24 protein-coding genes are annotated in these 23,984 nt (G+C 73.4%); 9 read left to right on the plus strand and 15 right to left on the minus strand.

The features are described 5' to 3' along the window. From AB0K51_RS32190 to AB0K51_RS32225, 8 genes are all read right to left on the minus strand, one after another. Nucleotides 1–576 (minus strand): hypothetical protein (locus tag AB0K51_RS32190; RefSeq protein WP_363461360.1); only part of this gene is annotated, 576 nt, incomplete at its 3' end. 457 nt (nt 577–1,033) lie between these two features. Continuing rightward, a complete protein-coding gene (locus AB0K51_RS32195) occupies nt 1,034–1,774 on the minus strand; it encodes a VC0807 family protein (RefSeq protein WP_363461362.1) in 741 nt (246 codons plus the stop codon). 62 nt (nt 1,775–1,836) lie between these two features. Next, nucleotides 1,837–2,466 carry a TetR/AcrR family transcriptional regulator gene (locus AB0K51_RS32200; protein ID WP_363461364.1) on the minus strand — a complete coding sequence of 210 codons (630 nt, stop codon included), beginning with the start codon at nt 2,464–2,466 and terminating at the stop codon, nt 1,837–1,839. Nucleotides 2,467–2,586: 120 nt separating this feature from the next. Next, nucleotides 2,587–3,471, minus strand: a complete 885-nt coding sequence (locus AB0K51_RS32205) for a LysR family transcriptional regulator (protein ID WP_363461366.1) — start codon at nt 3,469–3,471, stop codon at nt 2,587–2,589. A 216-nt stretch (nt 3,472–3,687) separates the two neighbouring features. Then, nucleotides 3,688–5,118 carry a GH1 family beta-glucosidase gene (locus AB0K51_RS32210; RefSeq protein WP_363461368.1) on the minus strand — a complete coding sequence of 477 codons (1,431 nt, stop codon included), beginning with the start codon at nt 5,116–5,118 and terminating at the stop codon, nt 3,688–3,690. A 52-nt stretch (nt 5,119–5,170) separates the two neighbouring features. Then, complete coding sequence (locus AB0K51_RS32215; protein ID WP_363461370.1) at nt 5,171–6,049, minus strand: carbohydrate ABC transporter permease; 879 nt, start codon at nt 6,047–6,049, stop codon at nt 5,171–5,173. A gap of 4 nt (nt 6,050–6,053) precedes the next feature. Then, nucleotides 6,054–6,986: a sugar ABC transporter permease gene (locus tag AB0K51_RS32220; protein ID WP_363461372.1), complete on the minus strand. Its 933-nt coding sequence runs from the start codon at nt 6,984–6,986 to the stop codon at nt 6,054–6,056. Between the two features lie 86 nt (nt 6,987–7,072). Further along, nucleotides 7,073–8,380: an extracellular solute-binding protein gene (locus AB0K51_RS32225; RefSeq protein WP_363461374.1), complete on the minus strand. Its 1,308-nt coding sequence runs from the start codon at nt 8,378–8,380 to the stop codon at nt 7,073–7,075. Between the two features lie 303 nt (nt 8,381–8,683). On the opposite strand from AB0K51_RS32225, the gene AB0K51_RS32230 reads away from it, so the two are divergent. Continuing rightward, the gene (locus AB0K51_RS32230; RefSeq protein ID WP_363461376.1) at nt 8,684–11,593 is read left to right on the plus strand and encodes a glycosyl hydrolase; all 2,910 of its coding nucleotides are present in this window, start codon (nt 8,684–8,686) and stop codon (nt 11,591–11,593) included. 123 nt (nt 11,594–11,716) lie between these two features. Then, nucleotides 11,717–12,262, plus strand: coding sequence for a GNAT family N-acetyltransferase (locus tag AB0K51_RS32235; RefSeq protein ID WP_363461378.1), 546 nt, complete (start codon nt 11,717–11,719; stop codon nt 12,260–12,262). A 19-nt stretch (nt 12,263–12,281) separates the two neighbouring features. Here AB0K51_RS32235 and AB0K51_RS32240 read toward each other — a convergent pair whose 3' ends face one another. Beyond that, nucleotides 12,282–12,977: an NUDIX domain-containing protein gene (locus tag AB0K51_RS32240; protein ID WP_363461381.1), complete on the minus strand. Its 696-nt coding sequence runs from the start codon at nt 12,975–12,977 to the stop codon at nt 12,282–12,284. 49 nt (nt 12,978–13,026) lie between these two features. On the opposite strand from AB0K51_RS32240, the gene AB0K51_RS32245 reads away from it, so the two are divergent. After that, a complete protein-coding gene (locus AB0K51_RS32245) occupies nt 13,027–13,785 on the plus strand; it encodes a DeoR/GlpR family DNA-binding transcription regulator (protein WP_363461383.1) in 759 nt (252 codons plus the stop codon). A gap of 117 nt (nt 13,786–13,902) precedes the next feature. Then, nucleotides 13,903–14,463 (plus strand): hypothetical protein, encoded by a 561-nt coding sequence (locus AB0K51_RS32250; RefSeq protein WP_363461385.1) that lies wholly within the window; start codon nt 13,903–13,905, stop codon nt 14,461–14,463. Nucleotides 14,464–14,470: 7 nt separating this feature from the next. On the opposite strand, the gene AB0K51_RS32255 is transcribed toward AB0K51_RS32250, so the two are convergent. From AB0K51_RS32255 to AB0K51_RS32270, 4 genes are all read right to left on the minus strand, one after another. Then, nucleotides 14,471–15,523, minus strand: coding sequence for a LacI family DNA-binding transcriptional regulator (locus tag AB0K51_RS32255; RefSeq protein ID WP_363461387.1), 1,053 nt, complete (start codon nt 15,521–15,523; stop codon nt 14,471–14,473). A 116-nt stretch (nt 15,524–15,639) separates the two neighbouring features. Beyond that, nucleotides 15,640–16,428 (minus strand): DUF1684 domain-containing protein, encoded by a 789-nt coding sequence (locus AB0K51_RS32260; protein WP_363461389.1) that lies wholly within the window; start codon nt 16,426–16,428, stop codon nt 15,640–15,642. A gap of 46 nt (nt 16,429–16,474) precedes the next feature. After that, entirely contained in the window at nt 16,475–17,353 is an 879-nt protein-coding gene (locus AB0K51_RS32265) for an acyl-CoA thioesterase II (protein WP_363461391.1), read from the minus strand. Between the two features lie 149 nt (nt 17,354–17,502). Then, entirely contained in the window at nt 17,503–18,180 is a 678-nt protein-coding gene (locus AB0K51_RS32270; protein ID WP_363461393.1) for an alpha-ketoglutarate-dependent dioxygenase AlkB, read from the minus strand. A 226-nt stretch (nt 18,181–18,406) separates the two neighbouring features. Between AB0K51_RS32270 and AB0K51_RS32275 the strand changes: the two genes are divergently transcribed. The 3 genes from AB0K51_RS32275 to AB0K51_RS32285 are packed head-to-tail and all read left to right on the plus strand — an operon-like array spanning nt 18,407 to nt 20,463. Next, nucleotides 18,407–19,222, plus strand: coding sequence for an MBL fold metallo-hydrolase (locus AB0K51_RS32275; protein WP_363461395.1), 816 nt, complete (start codon nt 18,407–18,409; stop codon nt 19,220–19,222). Nucleotides 19,223–19,282: 60 nt separating this feature from the next. Beyond that, nucleotides 19,283–19,852 carry a TetR/AcrR family transcriptional regulator gene (locus AB0K51_RS32280; RefSeq protein ID WP_363461397.1) on the plus strand — a complete coding sequence of 190 codons (570 nt, stop codon included), beginning with the start codon at nt 19,283–19,285 and terminating at the stop codon, nt 19,850–19,852. A 14-nt stretch (nt 19,853–19,866) separates the two neighbouring features. Beyond that, nucleotides 19,867–20,463 (plus strand): DUF4865 family protein, encoded by a 597-nt coding sequence (locus AB0K51_RS32285; RefSeq protein WP_363461399.1) that lies wholly within the window; start codon nt 19,867–19,869, stop codon nt 20,461–20,463. 19 nt (nt 20,464–20,482) lie between these two features. On the opposite strand, the gene AB0K51_RS32290 is transcribed toward AB0K51_RS32285, so the two are convergent. Both AB0K51_RS32290 and AB0K51_RS32295 read right to left on the minus strand, forming a co-directional pair. Continuing rightward, nucleotides 20,483–20,905 (minus strand): transglycosylase family protein, encoded by a 423-nt coding sequence (locus AB0K51_RS32290; protein WP_363461401.1) that lies wholly within the window; start codon nt 20,903–20,905, stop codon nt 20,483–20,485. 197 nt (nt 20,906–21,102) lie between these two features. Next, nucleotides 21,103–21,873: a transglycosylase family protein gene (locus AB0K51_RS32295; RefSeq protein ID WP_363461403.1), complete on the minus strand. Its 771-nt coding sequence runs from the start codon at nt 21,871–21,873 to the stop codon at nt 21,103–21,105. 533 nt (nt 21,874–22,406) lie between these two features. On the opposite strand from AB0K51_RS32295, the gene AB0K51_RS32300 reads away from it, so the two are divergent. Further along, nucleotides 22,407–23,261, plus strand: a complete 855-nt coding sequence (locus tag AB0K51_RS32300) for a hypothetical protein (RefSeq protein WP_363461405.1) — start codon at nt 22,407–22,409, stop codon at nt 23,259–23,261. 26 nt (nt 23,262–23,287) lie between these two features. Beyond that, complete coding sequence (locus AB0K51_RS32305; RefSeq protein ID WP_363461408.1) at nt 23,288–23,899, plus strand: hypothetical protein; 612 nt, start codon at nt 23,288–23,290, stop codon at nt 23,897–23,899. Nucleotides 23,900–23,984: the final 85 nt, after the last annotated feature.

Below are 23,984 nucleotides of genomic sequence, written 5' to 3' on the forward strand. Positions count from 1 at the left end.
GTGATGCGACGCCAACTGGTAACTCTGGATCGCCGCATCCATCGCCAACCCGCCCATGATCCCCATGAACGTCTGCGACGCGATCTGCCGCACCAGCCAGAAGAACAGGTTCCGCAACGCCTCCCGCGTCGCCGCGAACGCCAGCGTCGCATTGAAATACGACCCGCCGAACGTGAACGGCGCGAAGAACTGCGCCACCAGCATCTGCAGGATCAACTGCACGACCTGCAGGATCGCCATCAGCTTCGTGTACTCGACCTGATTCGCGACCTGGCGCGCCACATCCCCCAACTCCCGCGACAGATCCGCGGTCTCCGACATCACGTCCCCACCCGACACCTGCCCCACCAGGTCCCGGATCGCCGCCACGAACGCCTCCGCCGCATCCCCCTCGAAATTCTCCAGAATCACCGGCACCAACTCGCCGACATACCCCCCGAGAACCCTCAGGTCGTCCGCCACCGCGTAGTAGTCGTCCGCCACCGACCGCATCAGATCCTCATCCGCCTCCGGCCACGGCATCCCCGTCACGAACGAGAAGAACCCCGCGACCTCGGGCGAAGGACTGATCGACATTGGACGCTGCCTCTGTGTTCAACAAGTGATGGACACCGGGGATCGGATCGACCGACGACCCGCGGCTAGTGGCGGGCGGACGGTCAGACGACTGGCGGAACAGCAGCCGCGCGGTCGTTCAAGGCGGTACAGCGGCCACCTGATCCACGCCTGGCCAGGCCAGGATCTGGTCTCAGCCCTCTACTTCGACCGCTCCCGCATCTCGGCCATGACGGCCTCGATCAGGCTCTACACCTCATGGCTCCTCGCTCATGGTTACCGACCCGTTGACCTGTTTGACGGCTTCCAGGGCAGCCCGCGTTCATCTGTCGAGCCGCGAGCAGCCGTGAGGTGCTTCACGCCGGTCGACCGCTCGACGACGACGCACCGGCGAGTGGCGCACACGAGGCGAAGCACCCCGGATAGCAGCGTGCGGCACCCTGACGACCCGTCAGGATGCCGCACCCGTACGCCGGTCTCACACCAGCAGCCCGGCCCGCTTCACGTACTGCACGTGGAACAGCAGCAGCCCGCCCAGCACGACCAGCCACTGCAGGCTGTTCACCAGCGGCACCGCCCCGAGCGGGAGGGTCAGCGCGAACGCCACCCGCACCAGCGCGTCCAGTGCGAAACCGACGCCCCACACCAGGGTCAGCAGCCGCAGGTGCCGCCGGAACCGCGGGTCGGTCTCCCACTGTCCGGCCCACGCCGCCGCGCCCGCCACCCCGATCTTGGCGCTCACCACGGACCGTCCGGCGCCCAGCATGAACGGCCGCCGGGTGAACAGGCTGCCCAGGATCCACACCCCGATCAGGCCGAACACCCAGCTGTCGCGCACCAGCAGCACCCGCGGACTGCCCGTCACCACCGAGAGCACCGCGCCCACCGCGATCAGCAGCAGCGCGAACACCGGCATCGCGTCCAGCCGCCGGTGCCGGACGATCCCGTACACGACCCACGGCAGCGCCGACAGCCCGCTCACGGTGATCGCCAGCCACTGCCCGGCGCCCACCGCCAGCAGCACGTAGTAGGCCGCCAGCGGCACCGCCAGCTCGAACACCAGCGACTGGAACAGCTGCCGCTTCCCCCGCCGCGCCCGCTCCGCCGGCGTCGACCTGTCCCCCGCCACCGCGGCCCAGTCGACCTGCCCGTCCTCGGTCCGCGGCAGCTCCGCCGCGCCCCCAGACGCAGCACCCCCGGCCTCAGCGCCCCCAGCCATCGCGTCCCCCGCCGTCGCGTCCCCGGCTGTCGTGCCGGTACCCGTCGCCGCCATCCGCTCGTTCACGATTCCCCCTGTCCACGGTGCGGTTCCATGCAGACCTCGACCGGCCGCACCGCCCGGTCGAACAGCTCCGCCAACTCACGTGCGCTGGTGGCCACGTCCATCTCCGGATCGCGCATCGTGCGCACCAGGACCGCGTCGATCGCCCCCCGCAGCGCCGTCACCAGCACCCGGGCGTCGAACGCCCCGTACTCCCCGGAGGCCTGGGCCATCCGCACCAGGCCCTCCTGCATCTCCATCATCGCCCGCTGGTTCTCGGCGAACTGCGCCTCCGAGTCGCCGCCCTGGACGTTCAGGACCTCCAGCAGCGCCGCCAGGTGCCGCGGATGCACCGCCACCAGCTCGACGTTCGACCGCACGTACGCGTGCAGTCGCGCCCGCGCGCCGGTCTCCGCCTCGATCCGCGGCACCATGTACTCCTGCGAGACCCGCAGCACCTCGGCCACCACCTCGCGCAGCAGGTCGTCCTTGCCCGCGAAGTGGTACGAGATCATCCCGGTGCTGCTCAGCCCCGCGTGCTTGGCGATCCGCGCGAAGGTCGCCTTGGCGTAGCCCGCCTCCGCGATCACCTCGATCGCCGCCTGCACGATCTGGCTCCGCCGCCCCGACTCGGTGAAAGTCCGCGCCACCGGAGCACCTCCCGTTCTGCTCGATCGAGCAACTCCTTGCTCGACTGAGCAAAACGTTAGCGCTGTTTGCTCGGCCGAGCAAGACCGTGTTTGCTCGGCCGAGCAAAACGGCGGGTAGCGTCAGGCCGCCGCGCCGGCCGCGGCGGAGACGAAGGCGTGCACCTTGGCGGTGGCGGCGTCGGTGCGCCACACCAGCGCGCCGTTGGCCGCGGACAGGCCGGTGAGGGGGCGGGCCACCACCTCGGGGTGCCGGTAGCCGCGGAACAGGCCGCGGTGCGTGGCCCAGACGGTGTCGCTGGTGGCGACGTGGTGCAGCGCCTCCTGGTAGGTGCGGCCGCCGGGGGTGCGGTGCAGCGGCCGGCCGCTCGGGGTGAACGGCGGGCTGACGGCGTGTCGGATCGGCTCGGGCACCTCCAACGGGCTGTCCAGGATCGGCCAGTCGGCGAGCTCCTCGATGTCCACGCTCCGTTTGGCGGCGAGCGGGTGCCCGTCCCGGAGGGCGAGCAGCCGCGGGTGGGCGACGAGCACCCCGCCGACCGTCAGGTCCGGTTCGTCCACCGGCAGCAGGGTGAGCAGCAGGTCCACGTCGCCGCCGCGCAGCGGGCGGTAGGGGTCGACCCAGGAGACCTCGGTGGCGGCCACCCGGCAGGCGGGGTGGCGGCGGGCGAACTCGGCGACGGCGCCGGTGAACGGGGCGCCGTTTAGGCAGCCGAGGAAGCCGATCCGCAGTTCGCCGGCCACGCCCTGGGCGATCGCCACCGCCTCGTCGTAGCTGCGGCGCAGCGCCCGGTGGGCGGCGCCGAAGGACCGCCGGGTGTGCTCGCCGAGCGGGGTGAGCGTGACCCGGCGGCTGGTGCGGACGAACAGCGGTGCGCCGATGCGGCGTTCGAGGGAGCGGATGAGCTGGCTGACCCGGGACTGGGACAGCCGCAGGCGCTCGGCGGTGCGCCCGAAGTGGAGTTCGTCGGCGAGTGCCAGGAAGGTCTCGATCTCGGTCAGGTCCAACGGGCGGATTCCCTCGACGTGGTGGGCGGCCGGAATCGATCAGCTCCGCTAATGCATCGTGCGGCAGATCGACCTTGATCGAGGGCCCATTTGATCAGATCGTTGACCCGTGAGGGGGATGCGGGAGGCCGGGTGGGCGAGGGGACATCGCCGACCCGGCCTCGCTGTGACGCGTCCCGCCGTACCGGCCGACGCCCCGGTGAGGTCCCGGGGGACTCACTCGGGCAGTCGGCCGGTGCGGATCACCTCCGCGTACCAGCGGGCGCTGTCCTTGGGGGTGCGCCGCTGGCTGGCGAAGTCGACGTGGACGATGCCGAAGCGCTTGCTGTAGCCGTACGCCCACTCGTAGTTGTCGAGCAGCGACCAGAGGAAGTAGCCCTGGACGGGGGCGCCGTCGGCGATGGCGCGGCGGACCGCGGCGAGGTGGCCGTGCAGGTAGGCGATCCGCTCGGGGTCGTGGACGGCGCCGCTGGGGTCGGTGTAGTCCTCGTAGGCGGCGCCGTTCTCGGTGACCAGCAGCGGCACGCCGGGCAGGTCGTCGCGCAGTCGGGTGAGCAGTTCGTACAGGCCGTCGGCGTCGACCGGCCAGCCCATCGCGGTGGTGCTGCCGGGGGCGGGCAGGAAGCGGATGCCGTGGTCGGCTGGCCAGGGGCTGTCGCCCTGGTGGCCGTCCTGGCGCGGGGCGGGGCTGGCGGGGTCGTCGGCGGCGACCACGGTCGGCGTGTAGTAGTTGATGCCGAGCGAGTCGACGGGGCGGGCGATCTCGGCGAGGTCGCCGGGCCGGACGAAGGACCAGTCGGTGAGGTGGGCGGTGTCGGCGAGCACGTCCTCGGGGTAGCGGCCGTGGAAGACCGGGTCGAGGAAGATCCGGTTGGCGAGGCCGTCGATCCGGCGGGCGGCGTCCAGGTCGGCCGGGTCGGTGGTGAGCGGGCGGACCGCGGCCAGGTTGAGGGTGAGCGACACCTGTGCGGTGGCGGGGAGTTCGGCGCGCAGCGCGGCGGTGCCGAGGCCGTGGGCGAGCAGCAGGTGGTGGTGGGCGGTGAGGGCGGCGCGGTGGTCGGTGCGGCCGGGGGCGTGGACACCGTTGCCGTAGCCGAGGAAGGCGCTGCACCAGGGCTCGTTGAGGGTGGTCCAGGTGGGGATGCGGTCGCCGAGCCGGCGGGCGGCGATGCTCGCGTACTCGGCGAAGCGCAGCGCGGTGCCGCGGTCGGTCCAGCCGCCCCGGTCCTCCAGTTCCTGGGGCAGGTCCCAGTGGTAGAGGGTGGCGACGGGGGTGATGCCGGCGGCGAGGAGTTCGTCGGTGAGTCGGTCGTAGAAGTCGAGCCCGGCCTCGTTGGCGGGGCCGCTGCCGCCGGGCTGGATGCGCGGCCAGGAGAGCGAGAACCGGTAGGCGCCGAGGCCGAGTTCGGACATCAGCGCGACGTCGTCGCGGTAGCGGTGGTAGTGGTCGGCGGCGACGTCGCCGGTGTCGCCGTTGCGGACGGCGCCGGGGCGGCGGCTGAAGGTGTCCCAGATGGACGGGGTGCGGCCGTCCTCGGCGGCGGCGCCCTCGATCTGGTAGGCCGCGGTGGCGGCGCCCCAGAGGAATCCGGCCGGGAACCGGGCGGGCGCGGCGGGGGCGGTCAGCGGGAGCGCTTGGACGGTCATGTCGCCTTCCAGGAGGGTGAGTTGGTGGGGTCTGTCGGCCGGTCGGGGCGGGTCAGCCCTTGACCGCGCCCTGCATGATGCCGCCGACGATCTGCCGGCCCAGCAGCGCGAACACCACCAGGACGGGAAGGGTGCCGAGCAGGGTGCCGGCCATGATGACCGACTGGTCGGGTACGTACCCCTGGCCGAGGGACTTCAACGCGACCTGCACGGTGGGGTTCTGGGAGCTCAGCGCGACGATCGGCCAGAAGAAGTCGTTCCAGGTGGCCATGAAGGTGAGCATGCCGAGCACGGCCATGCCGGGCCGGGCCACCGGGAGCACGATGGAGCGGAAGATCCGCAGCAGCGAGGCGCCGTCCATCCGCCCGGCCTCGACGAGTTCGTCGGGCAGCGCCTGCACCAGGTACTGGCGCATGAAGAAGACGCCGAACGCGGAGACCAGCGAGGGCAGGATCACCGAGGGCAGCTTGTTCTGCAGGTCGAGCTTGACGATCACCATGAACAGCGGGATCACGCCGAGCTGCGGCGGGATCATCATGGTGCCGACGGTGAGCGCCAGCAGCGCCCGGCTGCCGCGGAACCTCAGCTTGGCGAAGGCGAACCCGGCGAGCGTCGAGGAGAGCACCACCCCGGCGGTGACCACGCCGGCCACGATCAGCGAGTTGACCAGGGCGGTGCCGATCGCGGCCTGCTGGAGCGCCTCGCCGAGGTTGTGGAACAGGTTGGGCCCGGGGGTGAGCGCCGGCGTCGCCGCGCTGAGCTCGGAGTTGGAGCGGCTGGCGGCGACCAGCGTCCAGTAGAACGGGAAGACCGCGAGCAGCGTGGCGACGATCAGCACGGCGTAGGCGAGCGGGCCGCCGTTCAGCGGGGAGCGCGCCCGGCGGGCCGAACTGCGGGCCGGGGCGGCGGGCTTGGACAGGACGTGGGTCATCGGGTCACCGGTCCGTACGGTTGCGGCGGGCGGCGATCGCCGCGTTCAGCAGGGCGAGGACGACGATCAGCAGGAACATCACCCAGGCGACGGCGGCGGCCCGGCCGAGGTGGAAGAAGGTCCAGCCCTGCTCGTACAGGTAGAGGCCGAGGGTCTGGTACTGGTGCGAGATGCCGCCGCCGGAGTTGCCCTCGTACAGCAGCGGTTCGCCGAACAGCTGGGTGGCGCCGATGGTGGAGACCACCACGGTGAAGACGATGGTGGGCCGCAGGCCGGGGATGGTGACGTGCCGGAACTGCTGCCAGCGGGAGGCGCCGTCGACGGCCGCGGACTCGTACAGCTCGCCGGGGATGGCCTGCATGCCGGCCAGGTAGATCAGCGCGTTGTAGCCGGTCCAGCGCCAGGTGACGATCGCCGAGACGCCGAGCTGGGAGGCCCAGGTGGAGGCCTGCCAGTCCACGGGGTGCAGGCCCAGGGTGTGCAGCACCCAGTTGATCAGGCCGTAGTCGCGGCCGAACAGCTGGGCGAAGACCAGGGTCGCGGCGGCGACCGAGGTGGCGTACGGCAGCAGCATCGCGACCCGGAAGAAGGTCCGGCCGCGCAGCCGGTAGTTGAGCAGGTGGGCGAGGCCCAGCGCCATCAGCAGCTGCGGGACGGTGGAGAGCACGCCGATGGTGAAGGTGTTGCGCAGCGCGTTCCAGAAGAACGGGTCCTCGAACAGCCGGGTGTAGTTCTGCAGGCCCAGCCAGTCCATCCGGTCGGAGGTCTGCAGCTCGACCCGGTGCAGCGACACGTAGGCGGTGTACAGCAGCGGGAACAGGCCGAACGCGGCGAACAGCACGAAGAACGGGGCGACGAAGCCGTACGGGGCGAGCCGCCGGCGGGTGCGGCCGGCGGCCCGGGCGGCGGGCAGCCGGGCGGTGGAACCGAGAGCCATGGGCGGGGTCCTTCGACGGGCGCCCGGCCCGCCCGGGTCAACGGGCGGGCCGGGGCGGCGGGTTGGCGACCGGCACTGACGTGGCGTCAGCTGCCGTTGGCCTTCTTGACGTTGTCCAGGGCGTGCTTCCAGGCGGCGTCCGGCGCGGTGCCGGTGCGCTCCACCTCGCCGAGGGCGTCGGTGAACGCCTTGCCGATCACGCCGTCGTCGGTACCCAGCACCTGGGCCGGCATGTTGCCCGCCGACTCGCTGAAGATCTGGCCGATCGGGGCGTTGTTGAAGTACGGGTCGGTGACGTCCTTGATGGCGGCCTGCGCGCCGGTGGAGGACGGGAACGAGCCCTGCTTGGTGAAGAGGGTGGCCTGCTGCTCCTTGGCGGTCAGCCACTTGATCAGCTCGGCGGCCTCCTTCGGGTGCTTGGCGGTCTTCGGGATCGTCAGGTACGAGCCGCCCCAGTTGCCGGTCTTGCCGGGGCCCGCGGCGATGTCCCACTTGCCCGAACCGCCGTCGCCCGCCTGGCCCTTGATGTAGCCGATCATCCACGCGGGGCAGCTCAGGGTGGCGAACTTGCCGGTCGAGAACGCCTTGTTCCACTCGGGGGTCCACTGCGCGAGCTTCGCGGACAGGCCGCTCGCCACCAGCGAGGTGGCGTCCGCCCAGGCGGTCTTCACCGCGGTGCTGGAGTCGTAGACCGGCTTTCCGGCCTCGTCGGCGTAGCGGACCTTCTGCTGGCCGACCTCGGCGGTGAACATGCCGGCCGCGCTGTCGGTCCAGGCGTTGCCCGCCTCGGCCTTGGCGGCGTACTGCTTGCCGAGGTCCAGGTAGCCCTGCCAGGTCGACCACTTGGCGGCCAGCTCGGTGCGGTCGGTGGGCAGGCCCGCGGCCTTGAACAGGTCGGTGCGGTAGCAGATCGCCTCCGGGCCGACGTCGGTGCCCGCGCCGAGCACCTTGCCGTCGGCGGTCTTGATCGCCGCGCCCTTCCACGGCACCAGCTCGTCGTTGACCCCGCCGATGCCGAGCGTCTTCAGGTCGGTGAACTTGTCGGCCTGCTTCTGCACCACGCTGGCCACCCGGCCGACCTCCAGGCCCTGCACGTCGGCGAGGCCGCCGCCGCCCGCGAGCTTGGTCTGCAGCGCCTGCCAGTACTGGCCCTCGTCCTGGGTGTCGGTCTGCTTGATGGTGACGTTCGGGTGCAGCTTCATGTACTCGTCGTAGAGGCCGGCCTCCTTGAACCCGAAGGTGCCGAACAGGTCCACCGTGAGGGTCACGTTGCCGGCGGCGGAGTCCTGGGAACCGGTGGTGCCGGAGCTGCTGCACGCGCTGAGCAGCAGGGCGGCGGCGAGCAGGCCGCAGCCGAGGGCCGCGGAGGAGCGGCGGGCTCTGTGGGGACGCATGGGGAGGCCTCCTGGGCGGGGCGGATGCGGGGGAAGTCGAAGGACGTGGGTGATGCGGGTCGTCGGCGCCGCCACGTTCTGAGAGCGCTCTCAACCGCTGCCGAGAGAGTGCCGGGCGGTGAACGCGCCCGTCAAGCCCTCGAAACCTGAACGTAATCTCGCGTCCTGCCCACCTGGGCATTCGAGTTCTGAACGAAACAGCCTTCGCCGCACCTGTTGACACCCCTTCAGGGACGCCCCTAGCGTCCCCGGACTGAGAGCGCTCTCAGCCACTCGCCCGCCCCCCACTCGAGGTGGACATCCATGAAGCACCGCTCCCTGCGCAGTCCGGCGGCCGCCGTGACCGCGCTGGCGCTCGCCGCGGCCGCCGCGCTGACCGCCACGGTCGGCGCCGGCAGCGCCGCGGCCGCGACCGTCCCGGTCGGCCTCGGCGGCTACACCGACGTTCGCCCGGCCGGCACCACCGGCCCCACCAACTCCGACGGCGCCCCGGTCGCCCCCAAGGTCACCGCCCGGATGGCCGGCCAGGCCGCGCCCACCAACGACTGGTGGTCCTCGCTGATCTACCAGCGCTACGCGGGCAACCCGTACTCGGAGAACCTGTACGCCCACCCGATGACCTTCAAGGCCCAGGCCGCGGGCCTGGAGGTGGGCTACCCCACCACGCCGACCATCACCTCCGACGGCCGCCAGTACGACTACACCCACGCCCGCGACCTCACCCTCGGCGTGGCCGGCCTCGACTCCCCAGACACCAAGGTCGACGGCTGGTCCGACTGGACGGTCACCCCGTACTGGTCCGACGGCGCGCACACCTTCAGCGCCACCATCGGCCACGGCCTGCCCTACGTCTACGCGCACGCCACCGGCGGCGCCGCGCAGGTCACCACCACCTCGGCGCCCACCGTCTTCGCCAACCAGGGCAACGTCCTCGGCATCACCGTCGCGGGCCACAACTACGGCCTGTTCGCCCCCACCGGCACCACCTGGAACGTCAACGGCAGCACGCTGAGCGTGGGCCTCGGCGCCAAGGACTACTACTCGGTCGCGCTGCTGCCCTCCACCGCCGACCTGGCGCTGTTCCGCACCTACGCGTACTCCTTCGTCACCGACACCGAGGTCGGCTGGAACTACGACCCGGCCGCGGGCACCCTCACCACCACCTACACCGCCACCACCACCGCGCAGGAGGGCAGCCAGAGCGGCACGCTGCTCGCCCTCTACCCGCACCAGTGGCAGGCCACCTCCGATCCGCTGACCGCGCTGACGTACACCTCGCCGCGCGGCACCATGAAGGTCCGCCAGGGCGGCTCGTTCAGCACCGTGCAGTCCGTCACCGGCGTCCTGCCCTCGCTGCCCGACGTCGGCGGCTACGACCGCACCGCGCTCGACGGCTACCTGCACCAGGTCGCCGACGCGAGCGACCCGTTCAACGCCGCCACCGACACCTACTGGGTCGGCAAGGCACTCGGCCGACTCGCCCAACTCGTGCCGGTCGCCGACCAGTTGGGTGACACCGCGGTCCGCGACAAGCTGCTCGGACTGATCAAGGGCAAGCTGCAGACCTGGTTCAAGGGCACCGGCTCACCGGTCTTCGCCTACGACACCACCTGGAAGACCCTGATCGGCTACCCCGCCTCCTACGGCACCGACGCCGAACTCAACGACCACCACTTCCACTACGGCTACTTCATCCAGGCCGCCGCCACCGTCGCCCGCTACGACTCCGCGTGGGCCGCCGACTCCGCCTGGGGCGGCATGGTCAAGCTGCTCGCCAAGGACGCCGCCAACGCCGACCGCGCCGACGCCCGCTTCCCCGTGCTGCGCAACTTCGACCCGTACGCGGGCCACGGCTGGGCCTCCGGCCACGCCGGCTTCGCGGCCGGCAACAACGAGGAGTCCTCCTCCGAGTCGCTCGACTTCAGCTCCGGCCTGATCCTGTACGGCGCCGCCACCGGCGACAACACGCTGCGCGACCTCGGCGTCTACCTGTACACCACCGAGGCCAACGCGGTGCAGCAGTACTGGTTCGACGCCGACCACCGGGCCTTCCCGGCCGGCTTCCAGCACGGCACGGTCGGCATGGTGTGGGGCGACGGCGCCGCCTACTCCACCTGGTGGACTGCCGCGCCCGGCATGATCCACGGCATCAACTTCCTCCCCGTCACCGGCGGTTCGCTCTACCTGGCGCGCCGCAAGGACGACCTGGCGGCCAACCTCGCCGAGCTGAAGGGCAACAACGGCGGCGTCTTCACCGACTGGCGGGACCTGCTCTGGGAGGCCGAGGCACTCACCGACCCCGCCGCCGCCAAGGCCGACTGGGACGCCGGGAACGCCGGGTACACCCCCGAGGAGGGCGAGTCCAAGGCGCACACCTACCACTGGATCTACAACCTCGCCGTCCTCGGTACCCTCGACCCGGCCACCACCGCCGACACCCCCACCGCCGCGGTCTTCGTCAACGGCGCCACCCGCACCCACGTGGCGCACAACTACACCACCGCGGCCCGCACCGTCCGGTTCTCCGACGGCTACACCCTGACCGTCCCGGCCCGCTCCACCGCCAGCGAGCGCGGCACCAAGCCCGACGGCGGCGCCGGCGGTGTCAGCCCCTCCCCCACCCCGTCGACGTCCGCCTCGCCCTCGCCGTCGCCGTCGCCGTCCGCGAGCAACTCCCCGTCCCCGTCGGCCAGTCCGACCGTGCCGCAGACCACCGCCAACACCTTCTACCTGCAGCCCGGCGGCACGCTGACCCCCGGCTACGGCACCGGCGCCACCGCCGACACCGTCGTCTCCGGCGGCGGCGGCAACCACGACGGCGCCCCCTACCAGCCGCTGACCTACACCATCAGCCACGTCACCGGGACGCTCCGCCCGAGCGCCACCACCGACTTCGACCTCTACGTCGACGCCGGCGCCAACGTCGCCCTCGGCCAACAGGCCCGCGTCTCCTACGACTTCACCGGCGACGGCACGTACGACCGGACCGAGACCTACCGCTACTTCGCCACCGACCCGGTGACCGGCTGGGAGCGCTACAACGCCACCGCGTCCGGCCTCCAGGCCACCACCGGCTCCGCGCCCGCCAACCTCGCCAACGCCACCGTCCGGATCGAGATCTGGCCCGCCATCGGCAACGCCCCCGCCCAGCTGCGCACCGGCGCCACCCAGGCCCAGGGCAACGCCTCCGTCCTGCGGATCCCCTACAACTGACCCGCCGTCACCCCGAAAGCACCGAGCCCCGGGCCGCCCACGGCCCGGGGCTCCGGCGTCCGGCCGGGGCGGGCCGGCGGAAATCCGCTTGCCCACGTCAACGCTCCCGTCGAGGATCGGCGGATGAGCCACGTGATACGAGCCGTCACCGCCGAGGACTGGCGGCAGGTCAGGGACCTGCGACTGGACGCCCTGCGCGACCCGGTGGCGGGCATCGCCTTCCTCGACACCTACGACAACGCCGCCGCCCAGCCCGACGAGGTCTGGCAGGCCCGCGCGGCCGGCTCCCGCAGCGAGCTGATCGCCCAACAGTTCGTCGCCGAGCGGCCCGACGGCGGCTGGGACGGCTCGGTCACCGTGCTCATCGAACAGGCCGGCCACGGCGACGTCTTCGGCGCCCCGATCGACGTCACCCAGGCCCACCTGGTCGGCGTCTTCGTCCGCCCGGAACACCGCGGCACCGGCCTGGCCCGCGCCCTGTTCGACGCCGCGATCGCCTTCGCCCAGGCGCACGACGAGCCCGAGGTCTCCCGCGTGCGCCTCTACGTCCACCAGGACAACCACCGGGCCGAGGCCTTCTACCGCAAGCTCGGCTTCACCCGCAGCGGCCACCAGGTCCCGGTCCCCGGCGACGACTCCGCCGTCGAGAACGAACTCGTCCTCGGCTGACCGCGCCCGCGAGGGCGGATCAGCCGCCGAACGGACCGTCCAGCGCCGCCCACTGCAGCAGCATGACGGTCTTGCCGTCGGCGATCCGCCCGTCCCGGACCATCGCGCGCGCCTCACCGAAGGGCACTTCCAGCACCTCGATGTCCTCGCCGTCCTCCTCCAGCCCGCCGCCGTCCCCGGTCCGGTCGCCCGGACGGTAGGGGGCGGCGTAGAAGTGCAGCCGCTCGGTGACCGAACCCGGGCTCATGTAGGCGTCGAAGACGTGCGTCAGCGGCCCCAGCTCCACGCCGAGCTCCTCCGCGGCCTCCCGCCGGATCGCCGCCAGCGGCTCGTCGCCGTCCAGCAGCCCGGCGGCCGCCTCCACCAGCATCCCGTCCGGATGCCCGTTGACGTAGGCCGGGTACCGGAACTGACGGATCAGCAGCACCGTCCCGCGCTCCGCGTCGTACGGCAGGACGACCGCGCCGTTGCCGCGGTCGTACGTCTCGCGCTGCTGGGTGACCCAGCGCCCGTCGCGCCGGCGGTAGTCGAAGGTGGTGCGGCGCAGCACGTGCCAGCCCTGCGAGGTGAGTTCGACGTCCCGGACCACCACGCCGGGGTTGCGGTCCAGCTCGCGCCCGGCCCGGTCGAGGCCGGTGCGCCCCCGGTGGTCGGGGACGTCGACGCCGGGGCGGTGCGGGTCGGTGGTGCGGGCGGTCCGTGTGGTGTCGTCCATGGCGCGCTACGATACACGCAGAAACGTGCAAGAACGGGAGAGAACACGGATGCTGGCTGCCGAACGCCGCGACCACCTGCTGGCCCTGCTCGCCCGCCAGGGCAAGATCGTCGCCAAGGACGTCGCCGCCGACCTGGGCATCTCCGAGGACAGCGTGCGCCGCGACCTGCGCGACCTCGCCGCGGAAGGGCTCTGCCACCGCGTCTACGGCGGCGCCCTGCCCGTCTCCCCCGCGGTCGCCGACTACGCGGCCCGGCAGAGCGTCGCCCCGGACGGCAAGCAGCGGGTGGCCCGCACCGCCGCCGCCCTGATCCGCCCCGGCGCCGCCGTGATCCTGGACGGCGGCACCACCGCCCTCGCGGTCGCCCGCCTGCTGCCGCCCGACCTGGCCTGCACCGTGATCACGCACAGCCCGACCGTCGCCACCGCCCTGCTCGACCACCCTCTGGCCGAGGTCTTCCTGCTCGGCGGCCGGCTCTTCAAGCACTCCGCCGTCACCTGCGGCGCCGCCGCCGTGGAAGCCGCCCAGAACGTCTCCGCCGATCTCTGCCTGCTCGGCGTCACCGGCGTCCACCCCGAAGCCGGCCTCACCACCGGCGACCCCGACGAGGCCGCCATGAAGCGCGCCCTCGCCGCTCGCGCCGCCGACACCTACGTCCTGGCGTCCTCGGAGAAGATCGGCGCCGCCTCCCCCTACCGCGTCCTCCCCTGGGACAAGATCACCGCCCTCGTCACCGACGCCGACCCGGAGCACGAAGTCCTGACCCGCCTCGCCGCCCAGGGCGTCGAGGTCGTCCGGGCCGCCTGATGCCACCGGACCGCAGGCCGGGCCCGGCGGGTTCGACGCCGGGCGAGCCCGTCCGCGCGCTACCGGCCGGGCGTCGACGATCCGGCCGACGGCCGGACCGGGGTACCCGTCTGCACGGTGACGCACCAGCCGTCGCCCACCGGGGCAAAGATCTGCCCGGGCGGGCAAGCGGTCGGCGCGGGCGCCCGGCTGGCCGACGGACGGGCGTTCACCGGCGACATGTCGCCCGGCCCGGCGGTGGACGGCTTCGCCGTCGGCGTCCGGGGCCGCCCGGACGTGCTCGGCGCGGGCGTGTCGACCGCGGTCTGCGAGGGCTCGACGCTGGGCTCGGCGCTCGCAGCGGCGGACGGCGTCGCGGCAGGGCTGCCGGGGAGTTCGGCCGGGCCGCCGCTCGGAGCCGGCGTGTCCGCGCTCGCACTCGCGACCGGTGCCCGGCCCGTCGGCCCCGGCCGCTCGGCACCGGACAGCGCCACGACCACGCCGCTCCCGGCCAGCAGCAGGACACCGCCACCGGCGGCCGCCAGCAGGACGGCCTTCCGCCGCCCGGCCGGCCCGGACCGCGCCACCCGCTCACCGTCATGCTGCACCGTGGCGCCCCCACCGCTCCCGATCAACCGCTCGAACGGCGCGCAGCCTAGCGGACCGTACCGCCGCGCCGACCGGCCCGGCTCGACCTGACCCGGGCTCAGGCGGACTCGCGGATCACCAGCCCCGTCGGGATGATCACCGAGGACGGTGCGGAGGCACCCGCGTCGTTGAGGCGGCGCAGCAACAGACGGGTCATCAGGCGGCCCATCTCCTCGATGTCCTGACGGACCGTGGTCAGGCGCGGCTCGGTCCACTCCGCGATCGACTCGACGTCGTCGAAGCCCACCACCGCGACGTCCTGCGGCACCCGCCGCCCGGCGGCCTTGAGCACCCGCAGCGCGCCGGAGGCCATCGCGTCGGAGGCCGCGAAGACGGCGTCCACGTCCGGTCGGCGGGCCAGCAGCTCGGCCATCGCGCGGCCGCCGCCGTCCGCGGTGAAGTCGCCGACGGCGATCAGCTCGGGGTCGCCGTCGGGGAGCAGGTCGCGGTAGCCGTCGAGGCGGTCGACGGAGGAGGTCTGGTCGAGCGGTCCGGTGATGGTGGCGATCCGGGTCCGGCCGAGCGCCTTCAGGTGCTGCACCGCGAGGCGGGCGCCGCCGCGGTTGTCGCTGTCGACGTAGACCAGGTCGCGGTCGGACTCGGCGCCGGGCCAGCCGGGGCGGCCACCTATCACGAAGGGGAGGCCGAGGCGGCGGGCGGTGTCGGGGGTGGGGTCGGCCTGGTGGAGGGAGAACAGCAGCACGCCGTCGACGTGGCCGCCGGCCAGGTAGCGGCCGATCCGCTCGTGGTCGCGCTCGTCCTCGGCGAGCAGCAGCACCATCTGGTTGTCGGCGGCGGAGAGTTCGCGGCTGATGCCGCGCAGGTGCTGGGCGAAGAACGGGTCGGAGAAGATCCGGCTCTCGGGTTCGGCGACCACCACCCCGATCGCCCGGTTGCGGCGGGTGACCAGGGTGCGCGCGGCCAGGTTGGGGACGTAGCCCAGCTCGTCGACGGCGCGCTGGACCTTCTCCCGCAGCGCGGCGCGGACCCCCGCGCCGCCGTTCACCACCCGCGAGGCGGTGGCCCGCGAGACACCCGCCAGCTCGGCCACCGACTCCAGGGTGGGACGCCCGGCCGGTCCTGCCTCGGCCCGCGTCTCGGCTTCCGACACCCTGGGCTCCTCTCCGCGTCCGCCGACCGGGCCGCGCCTCGGTCGCTACCAGCAGCCTAGCGGGTCGACCGGCACTCTGAGAGCGCTCTCAACAAGCTGGCGCACCCGGCCTCGCCTCAGACCGTCACCACCTGCCGCTCGCCCGCCTCCACGGCGACGGTCAGCCGGTTGCCGGGCGGCGGGAACGGGCAGATGAAGTGGTCGGCGAACGCGCACGGCGGCAGGTACGCGCGGTTGAAGTCCAGCACGGTGTTTCCGTCGGCGTCGGGCGCGGGCAGCGTCACGAACCGGAAGCGGTAGGTCTCGTGGCCGCTGGTGGTGTCCGCGATGACGCCGCTGAGCCGGTTGCCGGAGCGGCCGACGGTCAGCGTGTGCGGCTCGCCGCACAGCGTGAACGCGACCTGGCCGGTCACCGCGAGCGGGCGATCCCGGCCGTCGGCGTTCTCCACCACCACCGCCCGCTCCCCCGTGTCGAACGGGGTGTAGACGGCGGGCACCGCCCAGTCGGGGGCGTACGGGAAGAGCGAGATGCCGGCGAACCCCGTCCGAGTGGGCGCGTCCGGGTCGAAGACCCGCAGCGCCAGCTCGCCCTCCCGCTCGATCGGCACCAGCCTGCGCTGCCCCAGCACGGCGATCTGCGGCTCCGGGTCGCCGTCCGTCCGCAGCGCCACCGCGCCGGTCAACTCGCCGTCGCCGCGCTCCAGTCGCACGCCGGCGCCGGGCGCCAGCACCGTCCGCACCAGGCCGTCCTCGGCCCACCATCGGCCCGGCAGGCCGGGGATCTCCCCCGGCTCGGGCTCCAGCCAGTGGGTGCCGGTCAGTGCCAGCGGCCCGTGCGGCGCACTCACCGCCGCGGTCCGCGACTCCGTCCAGCGCTGCCACGCGTCGGCATCGGTCTCGGTCATCGCTCACCCTCCCAAGTCGTGGTTACGGTACGGACGTTCGGAAGCATCAGGCGTCGGCGGACGGCCGCCCGGCGAGCGGGCGGAACAGGCCCTCCTGCATCACGGAGACGACCAGCCGGCCGCTGCGGTCGTAGATCTCGCCGCGGGCCAGGCCGCGCGCGGCGTGCGCGATCGGGGCCTCCTGCTGGTAGAGCAGCCAGTCGTCGGCGCGGAACGGGCGGTGGAACCACATCGCGTGGTCGAGCGAGGCCATGTCGAAGTTCCGCTCGCCCCACAGCGGTTCGACCGGGGCGCGGACGGCGTCCAGCAGCGTCATGTCGCTGGCGTAGGTCAGCGCGCAGACGTGGATCAGCGGGTCGTCGGGCAGCTCGCCGTTGGTGCGCAGCCACACGCCGCTGCGCGCCTCCACGCCGTCGAGCTCCTCGCGGCTCCACCGCAGGCGGTCCACGTAGCGGATGTCGAAGGGCTGGCGCCGGCTGATGAACGGCGGGAGTTCGCCGAGCTTGGCGCCGACCTCGTCCAGGGCGCTGGGCAGCGCCTCGGGGCCGGGCACGTCCGGCATGGTCATCTGGTGCTCGATGCCGCCGGGTTCGGGCTTGTGGAAGTCCGCGGTCAGCGCGAAGATCGACCGCCCGCCCTGGATGCCGAGCACCCGGCGGGTGGTGAAGGAACGGCCGTCGCGGATCCGGTCGACCTGGTAGACGATCGGCACGCCCGGGACGCCGGGGCGCAGGAAGTACGCGTGCAGGGAGTGCACCGGCCGGTCCGGGTCCACCGTCCGGCCCGCCGCGACCAGCGCCTGCCCGGCCACCTGCCCGCCGAAGGTGCGCTGCAGCGCCTCCTCGGGGCTGCGGCCGCGAAAGATGTTCAGCTCGATCCGCTCCAGGTCGAGCAGGTCGACGAGCTGGTCGACGGGGGTTCCCATGGGTGGCTTCCTCTCCTGGCGGCCGTCCGGTCCTCGAGCGCCGGCGCCCACCGCGTTCGTCCAGCACAAGTCTCCTTGCGCCCCGGGAATTCCCGTGGGGCGACCCGCCGCCCGCGGGTCACTCCGGGCCCGGCCCGCCGCGTCCCCGGTCACGGCAGGCCCGTCTGCCGGACGGTGATGTTCAGCCGCCCGACCAGCCCGAGGCCCGGGTCGGCGGTGCCCGGCAGGGTGCGCACCACGCCGTGGTAGGCGAAGCGCATCTCGCCGCCGAACACCAGCAGGTCGCCGCTGCGCAGTTCCAGGTCGGTCCACGGCCGGGTCCTGGTCTCGGTGTTGCCGAGCCGGAACACGCAGTCGTCGCCGAGCGACAGCGACACCACGGGGGCGTCCACCCGCTCCTCCCGGTCGCGGTGCAGGCCCATCTTCGCGCCGTGCGGGTAGTGGTTGACCAGCGCCACGTCCGGCGCGTAGCCGACCGCGCCGGCGATCTCCGCCGCCCGCGCGCCGTACGCCTCGTCGACCGCCCGCCGGGCCAGCGCGCCGAGCTCCGGCGGGAACGCCTTCACCGGCGCGCCGTCGCCGTCCACCACCGTCCGCGCGTACCCGTACGGGTACCAGTGCCAGCCCAGGCAGACCGTCCGCACCGACATCACCCCGCCGGTCGGCAGCGTCACCGTGCGCATCCCCGCCGGCGGACGCGCCCACTCCCGGCAGGCGGCGACCAGCTCGCGCTGCCGCGCCCCGTCCAGCCAGCCGGGCAGCAGCACCACCCCGGGCGCGGGCTCCTGGCGCCCGCGCCCGAACAGCTCCCCGGCGAACCCGCTCATCCCCTCATCCTCGCACCGGGGCCTGGGTGTCACCGCCGCCCGTCCGACCTGACGGACCGTCGTCCGCTCACCGGACGAGCGGCCCGCCCCGCCCGTGGCCCTCCGGTCGGCCCCGCGGTCATCCTCTCGGCGTACCCGCCGGGCGGGCGCGCGGGCGTCCCGCATGCGGACGGCGCGCGGGCGCTCCACGCTGGGGGGAGGCCGTGCCGAGGCGGGAGGAGCCGCGATGCAAGCCTTGGAGTTCCGCGTGGTCGACCTGCCGGAGGGCTCACTGCACAAGACGGCGGTGCTGGTGCTGGGCCGCCACCGGGCGGTACTGGTCGGCACCGGGTTCCGGTTGTCGGACGGCCGGCGGCTGGTGCGCGAGATCCGCTCGTCGGGCCGGCAGCTGGCCGCGGTGCTGATCGACCACGCCGCCCCGGACTGCTACTTCGCGGCGGAGGAGGTCCGCGACGCCTTCCCGGAGGCCCGTTTCCTGGCGCCCGAGCCGGTGGCCGAGCGGATCGAGCGCGACTATCCCGCGCACCGCGCCACCTGGGCCCGGCTCGGGCCCGAACTGCCCACCCGGCTGGTCGCGTTGGAGCCGCTGACCGGCGACGCCGTGGAGCTGGAGGACCACCGGCTGGAGCTGCGCGGCGCCTCCCTGGGGCTGCCCGACCACCACTACCTGTGGGAGCACCGCAGCCGCACCCTGCTCGGCGGCCCGCTGCTCTACCTCGGCGTCCACCCGTGGACCGCCGACACCCCGCGGGTCGCCCAACGCGAGGCCTGGATCGCCCTGTTGGACGAGATGGCCGCGCTGGAGCCGGCCCGCGCCGTCCCCGGCCACCGCCACACCGAGCTGCCGCTGCCGCCCGACGGCACCCCGGACCCGATCGCCTGGACCGCCGACTACCTGCGCGCCTTCGAGACCGAGCTCGGCAAGCCCGCCGACCCGGCGGCCGTCGAGGCCGCGATGCTGCACCGGTACCCGGACGCGGCGGTGCCCTTCGCCGTCGAACTCGGCGCCCGCGCCGCCAAGGGCGAGCTCACCTGGGCCTGAACCGGCCCGCCCCGCCGGAACCCCTGCGCACTGTACCTACTGGTATGTACAGTGCGCCGCATGAGCACCGCCGACCGCCTGATCGAGAGCACCCGCGAGCTGCTGTGGGAGCGCGGCTACACGGGCACCAGCCCGAAGGCCATCCAGCAGCACGCGGGGGCCGGCCAGGGCAGCATGTACCACCACTTCGCGGGCAAGCCCGAGCTGGCGCTGACCGCGATCCGCCGTACCGCCGAGGAGCTCCGGGCCACCGCCGAGGAACTGCTCTCCGGGCCCGGCACCGCCGTCGACCGGGTCGCCGCCTACCTGCGGCGCGAGCGCGAGGTGCTGCGCGGCTGCCCGATCGGCCGACTCACCCAGGACCCCGAGGTGATGGCCGACCCGGTGCTGCGCGCTCCCGTCGAGGAGACCCTCGGCTGGCTGCGCGGCCGCCTGGCCGAGGTGCTCGCCGAGGGCCGCGCGGCCGGACAGCTCCCCGCCGCCACCGACCCGCAGGCCACCGCCGCCACCGTCGTCGCCGTCCTCCAGGGCGGCTACGTGCTGGCCCGCGCCGCCGGCACCCCCGCCCCGTTCCACCAGGCGGTCGACGGCCTGCTCGCCCTGCTCGCCGCCCCGCCCGCCCTCCCCTGAGCCGAGAGGTCCCCGTGCACGCCAAGCAGTACGAGATCACCCTGCCCGCCGACTACGACCTCGACGTGATCCGCCGCCGCATCGCCGCCGGCGCCCCGCTGCTGGACGACCGCCCCGGCCTGGGCTTCAAGGCGTGGCTGCTGCGCGAACGCGGCGTGGACGGCTCGCCGGTGAACCAGTACGCGCCGTTCTACCTCTGGCAGGACGCCGGGGCGATGGCCGCGTTCCTGGTCGGCGGCGGCGGCTTCCACCACATCGTGCGGGACTTCGGCCGCCCCGCGGTCGGCGACTGGACGCCGCTCGGCCAGTACCCGGGCCCGGCCCGCGCGAGCGCCCCCGGCTACGCCACCCGCGCCCTGACGCCCGTCCCCACCGACCCGGACCCGCTCGCCCTGGCCGCCACCGTCGACCGCGCGCTCGACGCGCTGCGTGCGCTCGCCGAACGCCCGGGCGTGCACACCGCACTGCTCGCGCTCGACCCGGGGCGCTGGGAGCTGCTGCGCTTCACGCTCTGGCAGGACGCGCCGACCGAGGACACCGGCACCGTCTACCGCGTCCCGCACCTGTCCGCCCCGGGCCTCGCCGACCTCCCCGCCGGGCGCACCTGGTAGCGCCTGGCAGCACCCGGGGCTACTGCAGGACGCCGATGTCCCGCGCGCAGGAGCGCCACGCGTTCCAGCCCTGGCGGCGCAGGATCTCCTCCGCCACGGCGATCTGCTGGCGCCGGGAGGCATGGTCGGGCCGGTCGGAGTAGCGCAGGCCGCCGGACTCCCGCCAGGTCGGCGGCCAGATCTGCAGGCCGCCGTAGTAGCCGTTGCCGGTGTCGGCCCGCCAGTCGCCGTCGCTCTCGCAGTCGGCGAGGCGGTCCCACACCAGGTCCGGGGTGGGCTGGCGGGCGAAGGACAGCGCGGCCGCCGACGGGAGCAGCAGGCCGAGCGCCAGCACGCCGCGGCCGAGCAGGGGCGTCCGCCGGGGCGGCGAGGCGGGGCGCAGCCGGGGCTTCCGCAGGTGGGGCTTTCGCAGCCGGGGCATCCGCAGGTGGGGCATCCGCATTCCACCGACGCTAAGCAGCCGGCGGGTCGGCCACCCGCGGAGCGCCCCCAGCCGGGTGGTCGGGGCGCCCGGCGGCCTGACGGACGGTCAGGCGGGCGGAACGGCGGAAGCCGCCACCCCGAGCGCGGGGGTGGCGGCTTCACGCCGACAGGGTGGGATCAGCCGATCCCGGGGGAAGCGGGGCTTCCGGTGGGGCTTCAGACGGAGAGGACCTGGCCCGGGAAGATCAGGTCCGGGTTGCCGCCGACGACGCCGGTGTTGTTGTTGTACAGCGCGTGCCAGTCGACGCCCAGGCCGGCGGCGATCTTGGACAGGGTGTCGCCGGACTTCACCGTGTAGGTGCCGCCCTTGGCGGTGTTGGTCGGGGCCGCGGCGGGCTTGTCCTTCCAGGTCTGCTTCGGCGCCTGCTGCTGGGCCGGGGCGGTCTCCTGGGCGGCGGCCTTCGGGGCCTGCGCGCGGGTCTCGGAGCGCGAGGCCTTCGAGGAGTCGGCGGTCGCGGCCGAGGAGGAGCTCGACTTCGCGGCGGACGAGGAGGAGGTGGAGGCGGTCGACGAGGAGGTGTCGACCTGCGCCGGGGCGCCGCCCTTGGTCAGGCCGGCCACCACCGAGCAGACCGGCCAGGCGCCGGGGCCCTGGTCGGCCAGCACCTTCTCGGCGACGGAGATCTGCTGCGCCTTGGTGGCCAGGTTGGCCTGCGCGGCGTAGGCGGTGCCGCCGTACGCGGCCCAGGTGGAGGAGGTGAACTGCAGCCCGCCGTAGAAACCGTTGCCGGTGTTGATCGACCAGTTGCCGGTCGACTCGCACATCGCCACCTTGTCCCAGGTGGAGACGTCCGCGGCGGAGGCCGAGGTGGCCGTGACGAGGCCGGCCACCGGGACGGCGAGGAGGGCGCCGCCCACGACCGCCGCGCGGACGCGGTTGCGCTTGAGGGCGGAGGTGGCAGCGGCGGTCTCGTTACGGAAGATCATGAGATTCCTCTCGACAATCCCGGGGGTGGGCAGGCGGAACCAGGCCCTGCACGCAGGGATTTCGTCTCGCTCGCCAGGTCCGGTGGGCGGCGGTGCACGTGTCGGACGTACCGCGCCGTCGCTTCGGGGGTGAACCACCCGGGAGGTGCTCGATGCACCGGCCACGAACCTACGAACACCGCGGACCGGCCGCCAAACAGTTTCGGATCCGCCCAGGTCATGCGCCCGTTACCGGCGGTATGGATCTAGTTAACCAAGGCAATTTGCCCGATTTGTCCTGGTATTCGAAGATCAAACCATATCGGAATATGGTCCCGGTCACAGTTTGGCCCGTGTGAGGTCGGGCACAGCGTCGACACATTGCGACCGGAGGCACACACAGGGCTGTCAGATCCGACGCAATTCCCGTCGTCCGGAGCGCCACCCGTGACCCCAGCCACAACCTCCCGTTGGTAATGGCGTTCGGCGCGTCCCGCGCCGCGCACCCGGGAGGTCCCCACCCGGGCGCATAAGAGGACGAACGAGGAGTGGTTGTGCCGCGCATGCTTGAGGTGAGCGAGGACGTACGCGCCGAGATCGGCGACGACGAGGCCGAGAGCCTGCTGGCCGGAGCCCACGCGCCGGACTCCTACGACTGCACCTCCTGCCGACAACCGGGCGACTCGCTGCGCGAGCCGACCAGCACGGTGCTGTTCGTCGGCGACGAGACCGCGGTGCTGGCCTTCGCGCACGCCCGCTGCATCCCGTCGCAGGTGGTGCCGGTCGCCGAGGAGCAGCTGCGCGGCGCGGTGGCGTCGATCAGCCAGTCGCAGGACGCCCCGGCGGCGCTCGCCCCCGAGCCGGTCGAGCCGGCCCAGCCGGTCGTCATCCCGGAGCCGATCACCGCCCCGCGGACCGTGATGCGCGGTCAGTCGCAGCCCGCCGTCCTCGGCGTGACCTGCGGGATCGTGCTGTGCGGGGACACCCAGCACGCCGCCCTGGTGGTCGAGCCGACCGGCCCGGTGGGCCGCCCGGGCAGCCAGGAAGGCGAGGACGAGTTCCTCGCGCTGCTCACCGAGCACGGCTTCCAACTCGTCCAGGACGTCAACCAGGCGCCGGTACGGCCCCGCTCCGGCTGGTCGGTGCTGATGGCGATGGGCCAGCTGCACGCGATCCTGCAGCCGTCCGCCACTGGCGGCTCGGCCGCCTGGTGGCAGGCCCACCAGCCGCTGCAGGTCACCCCGGCGTGGCGGGCCGCGGCGGCCCGCAAGTCCGAGGTGATCATGTTCGCGGTGCCGGCCGGCACGGTCGGGCGGCAGCCCCGGGAGGACCTGCTGCGCCTCGCCCTGGACCGGGGCGCCGCCCGCGGCCTGGTGGGCGCCGCGATGCTCCCGCTGGCCGGGACCTGAGCGGGCCCGCGCCGATGAGCGACCCCGTGAACGACCCCGCCGCCGCCCCGGCCGCTCCCGACGAGCCGTCAACCCCGGCCGCCGATCAGGTGGTTGAGGCCGACCCGGACGGCGGACTTGGCATAGGACAGGGCGAGCCGCCCCCGCATCCCCGGCCGGTCTCGCTCGTTGGCTCCTACGTGTACAGCTACGACCTCGCCTCCCCCAGCCGCCCCGCCGTCCCCTCCCCCACCGGCGTCGGCCGGTCGATCCCGAGCATGCGCCCGTCGTACGACGCGGAGCACCCGGTCTCGGCCACGCCGATCTACGACTCGCTGTACTCCGAATACCGCAGGCTGTTCCGCGCCCTGCCGGGCGACCGCTCCGGCGAGGAGGGGATGCGGTTCACCGGCTTCGCGGTCCGCGACCCGCAGCCGCCGGACGCCACCCGCGAGGGCCTGCCCTACCCGCAGCACCAGACGTTCGAGACCTACGCGGGCCAGGCGCACGGCGCGCCGCAGTTCATGCCCGCGCAGGCCACCGCGCCGACCGGCGGCCAGGGCTGGGTGGCCTCCGGCTACCTCGGCCCGGGCCAGCCGTCCGGCTCCGGCGGCCGGCACCGCTCGATGCTCTCCCTGCCGCCCGGCCGGGATTCCTAATGCCGTTGTCAACTAGCTGCTGGGACGGGCGCACTGCGCTCGTAGGGTCGCCCGTCCCGCAGCAAGGCCCAAAGGACGTTGACCC

The organism is Kitasatospora sp. NPDC049285 (genome assembly GCF_040678815.1).
GTDB lineage: Bacteria > Actinomycetota > Actinomycetes > Streptomycetales > Streptomycetaceae > Kitasatospora.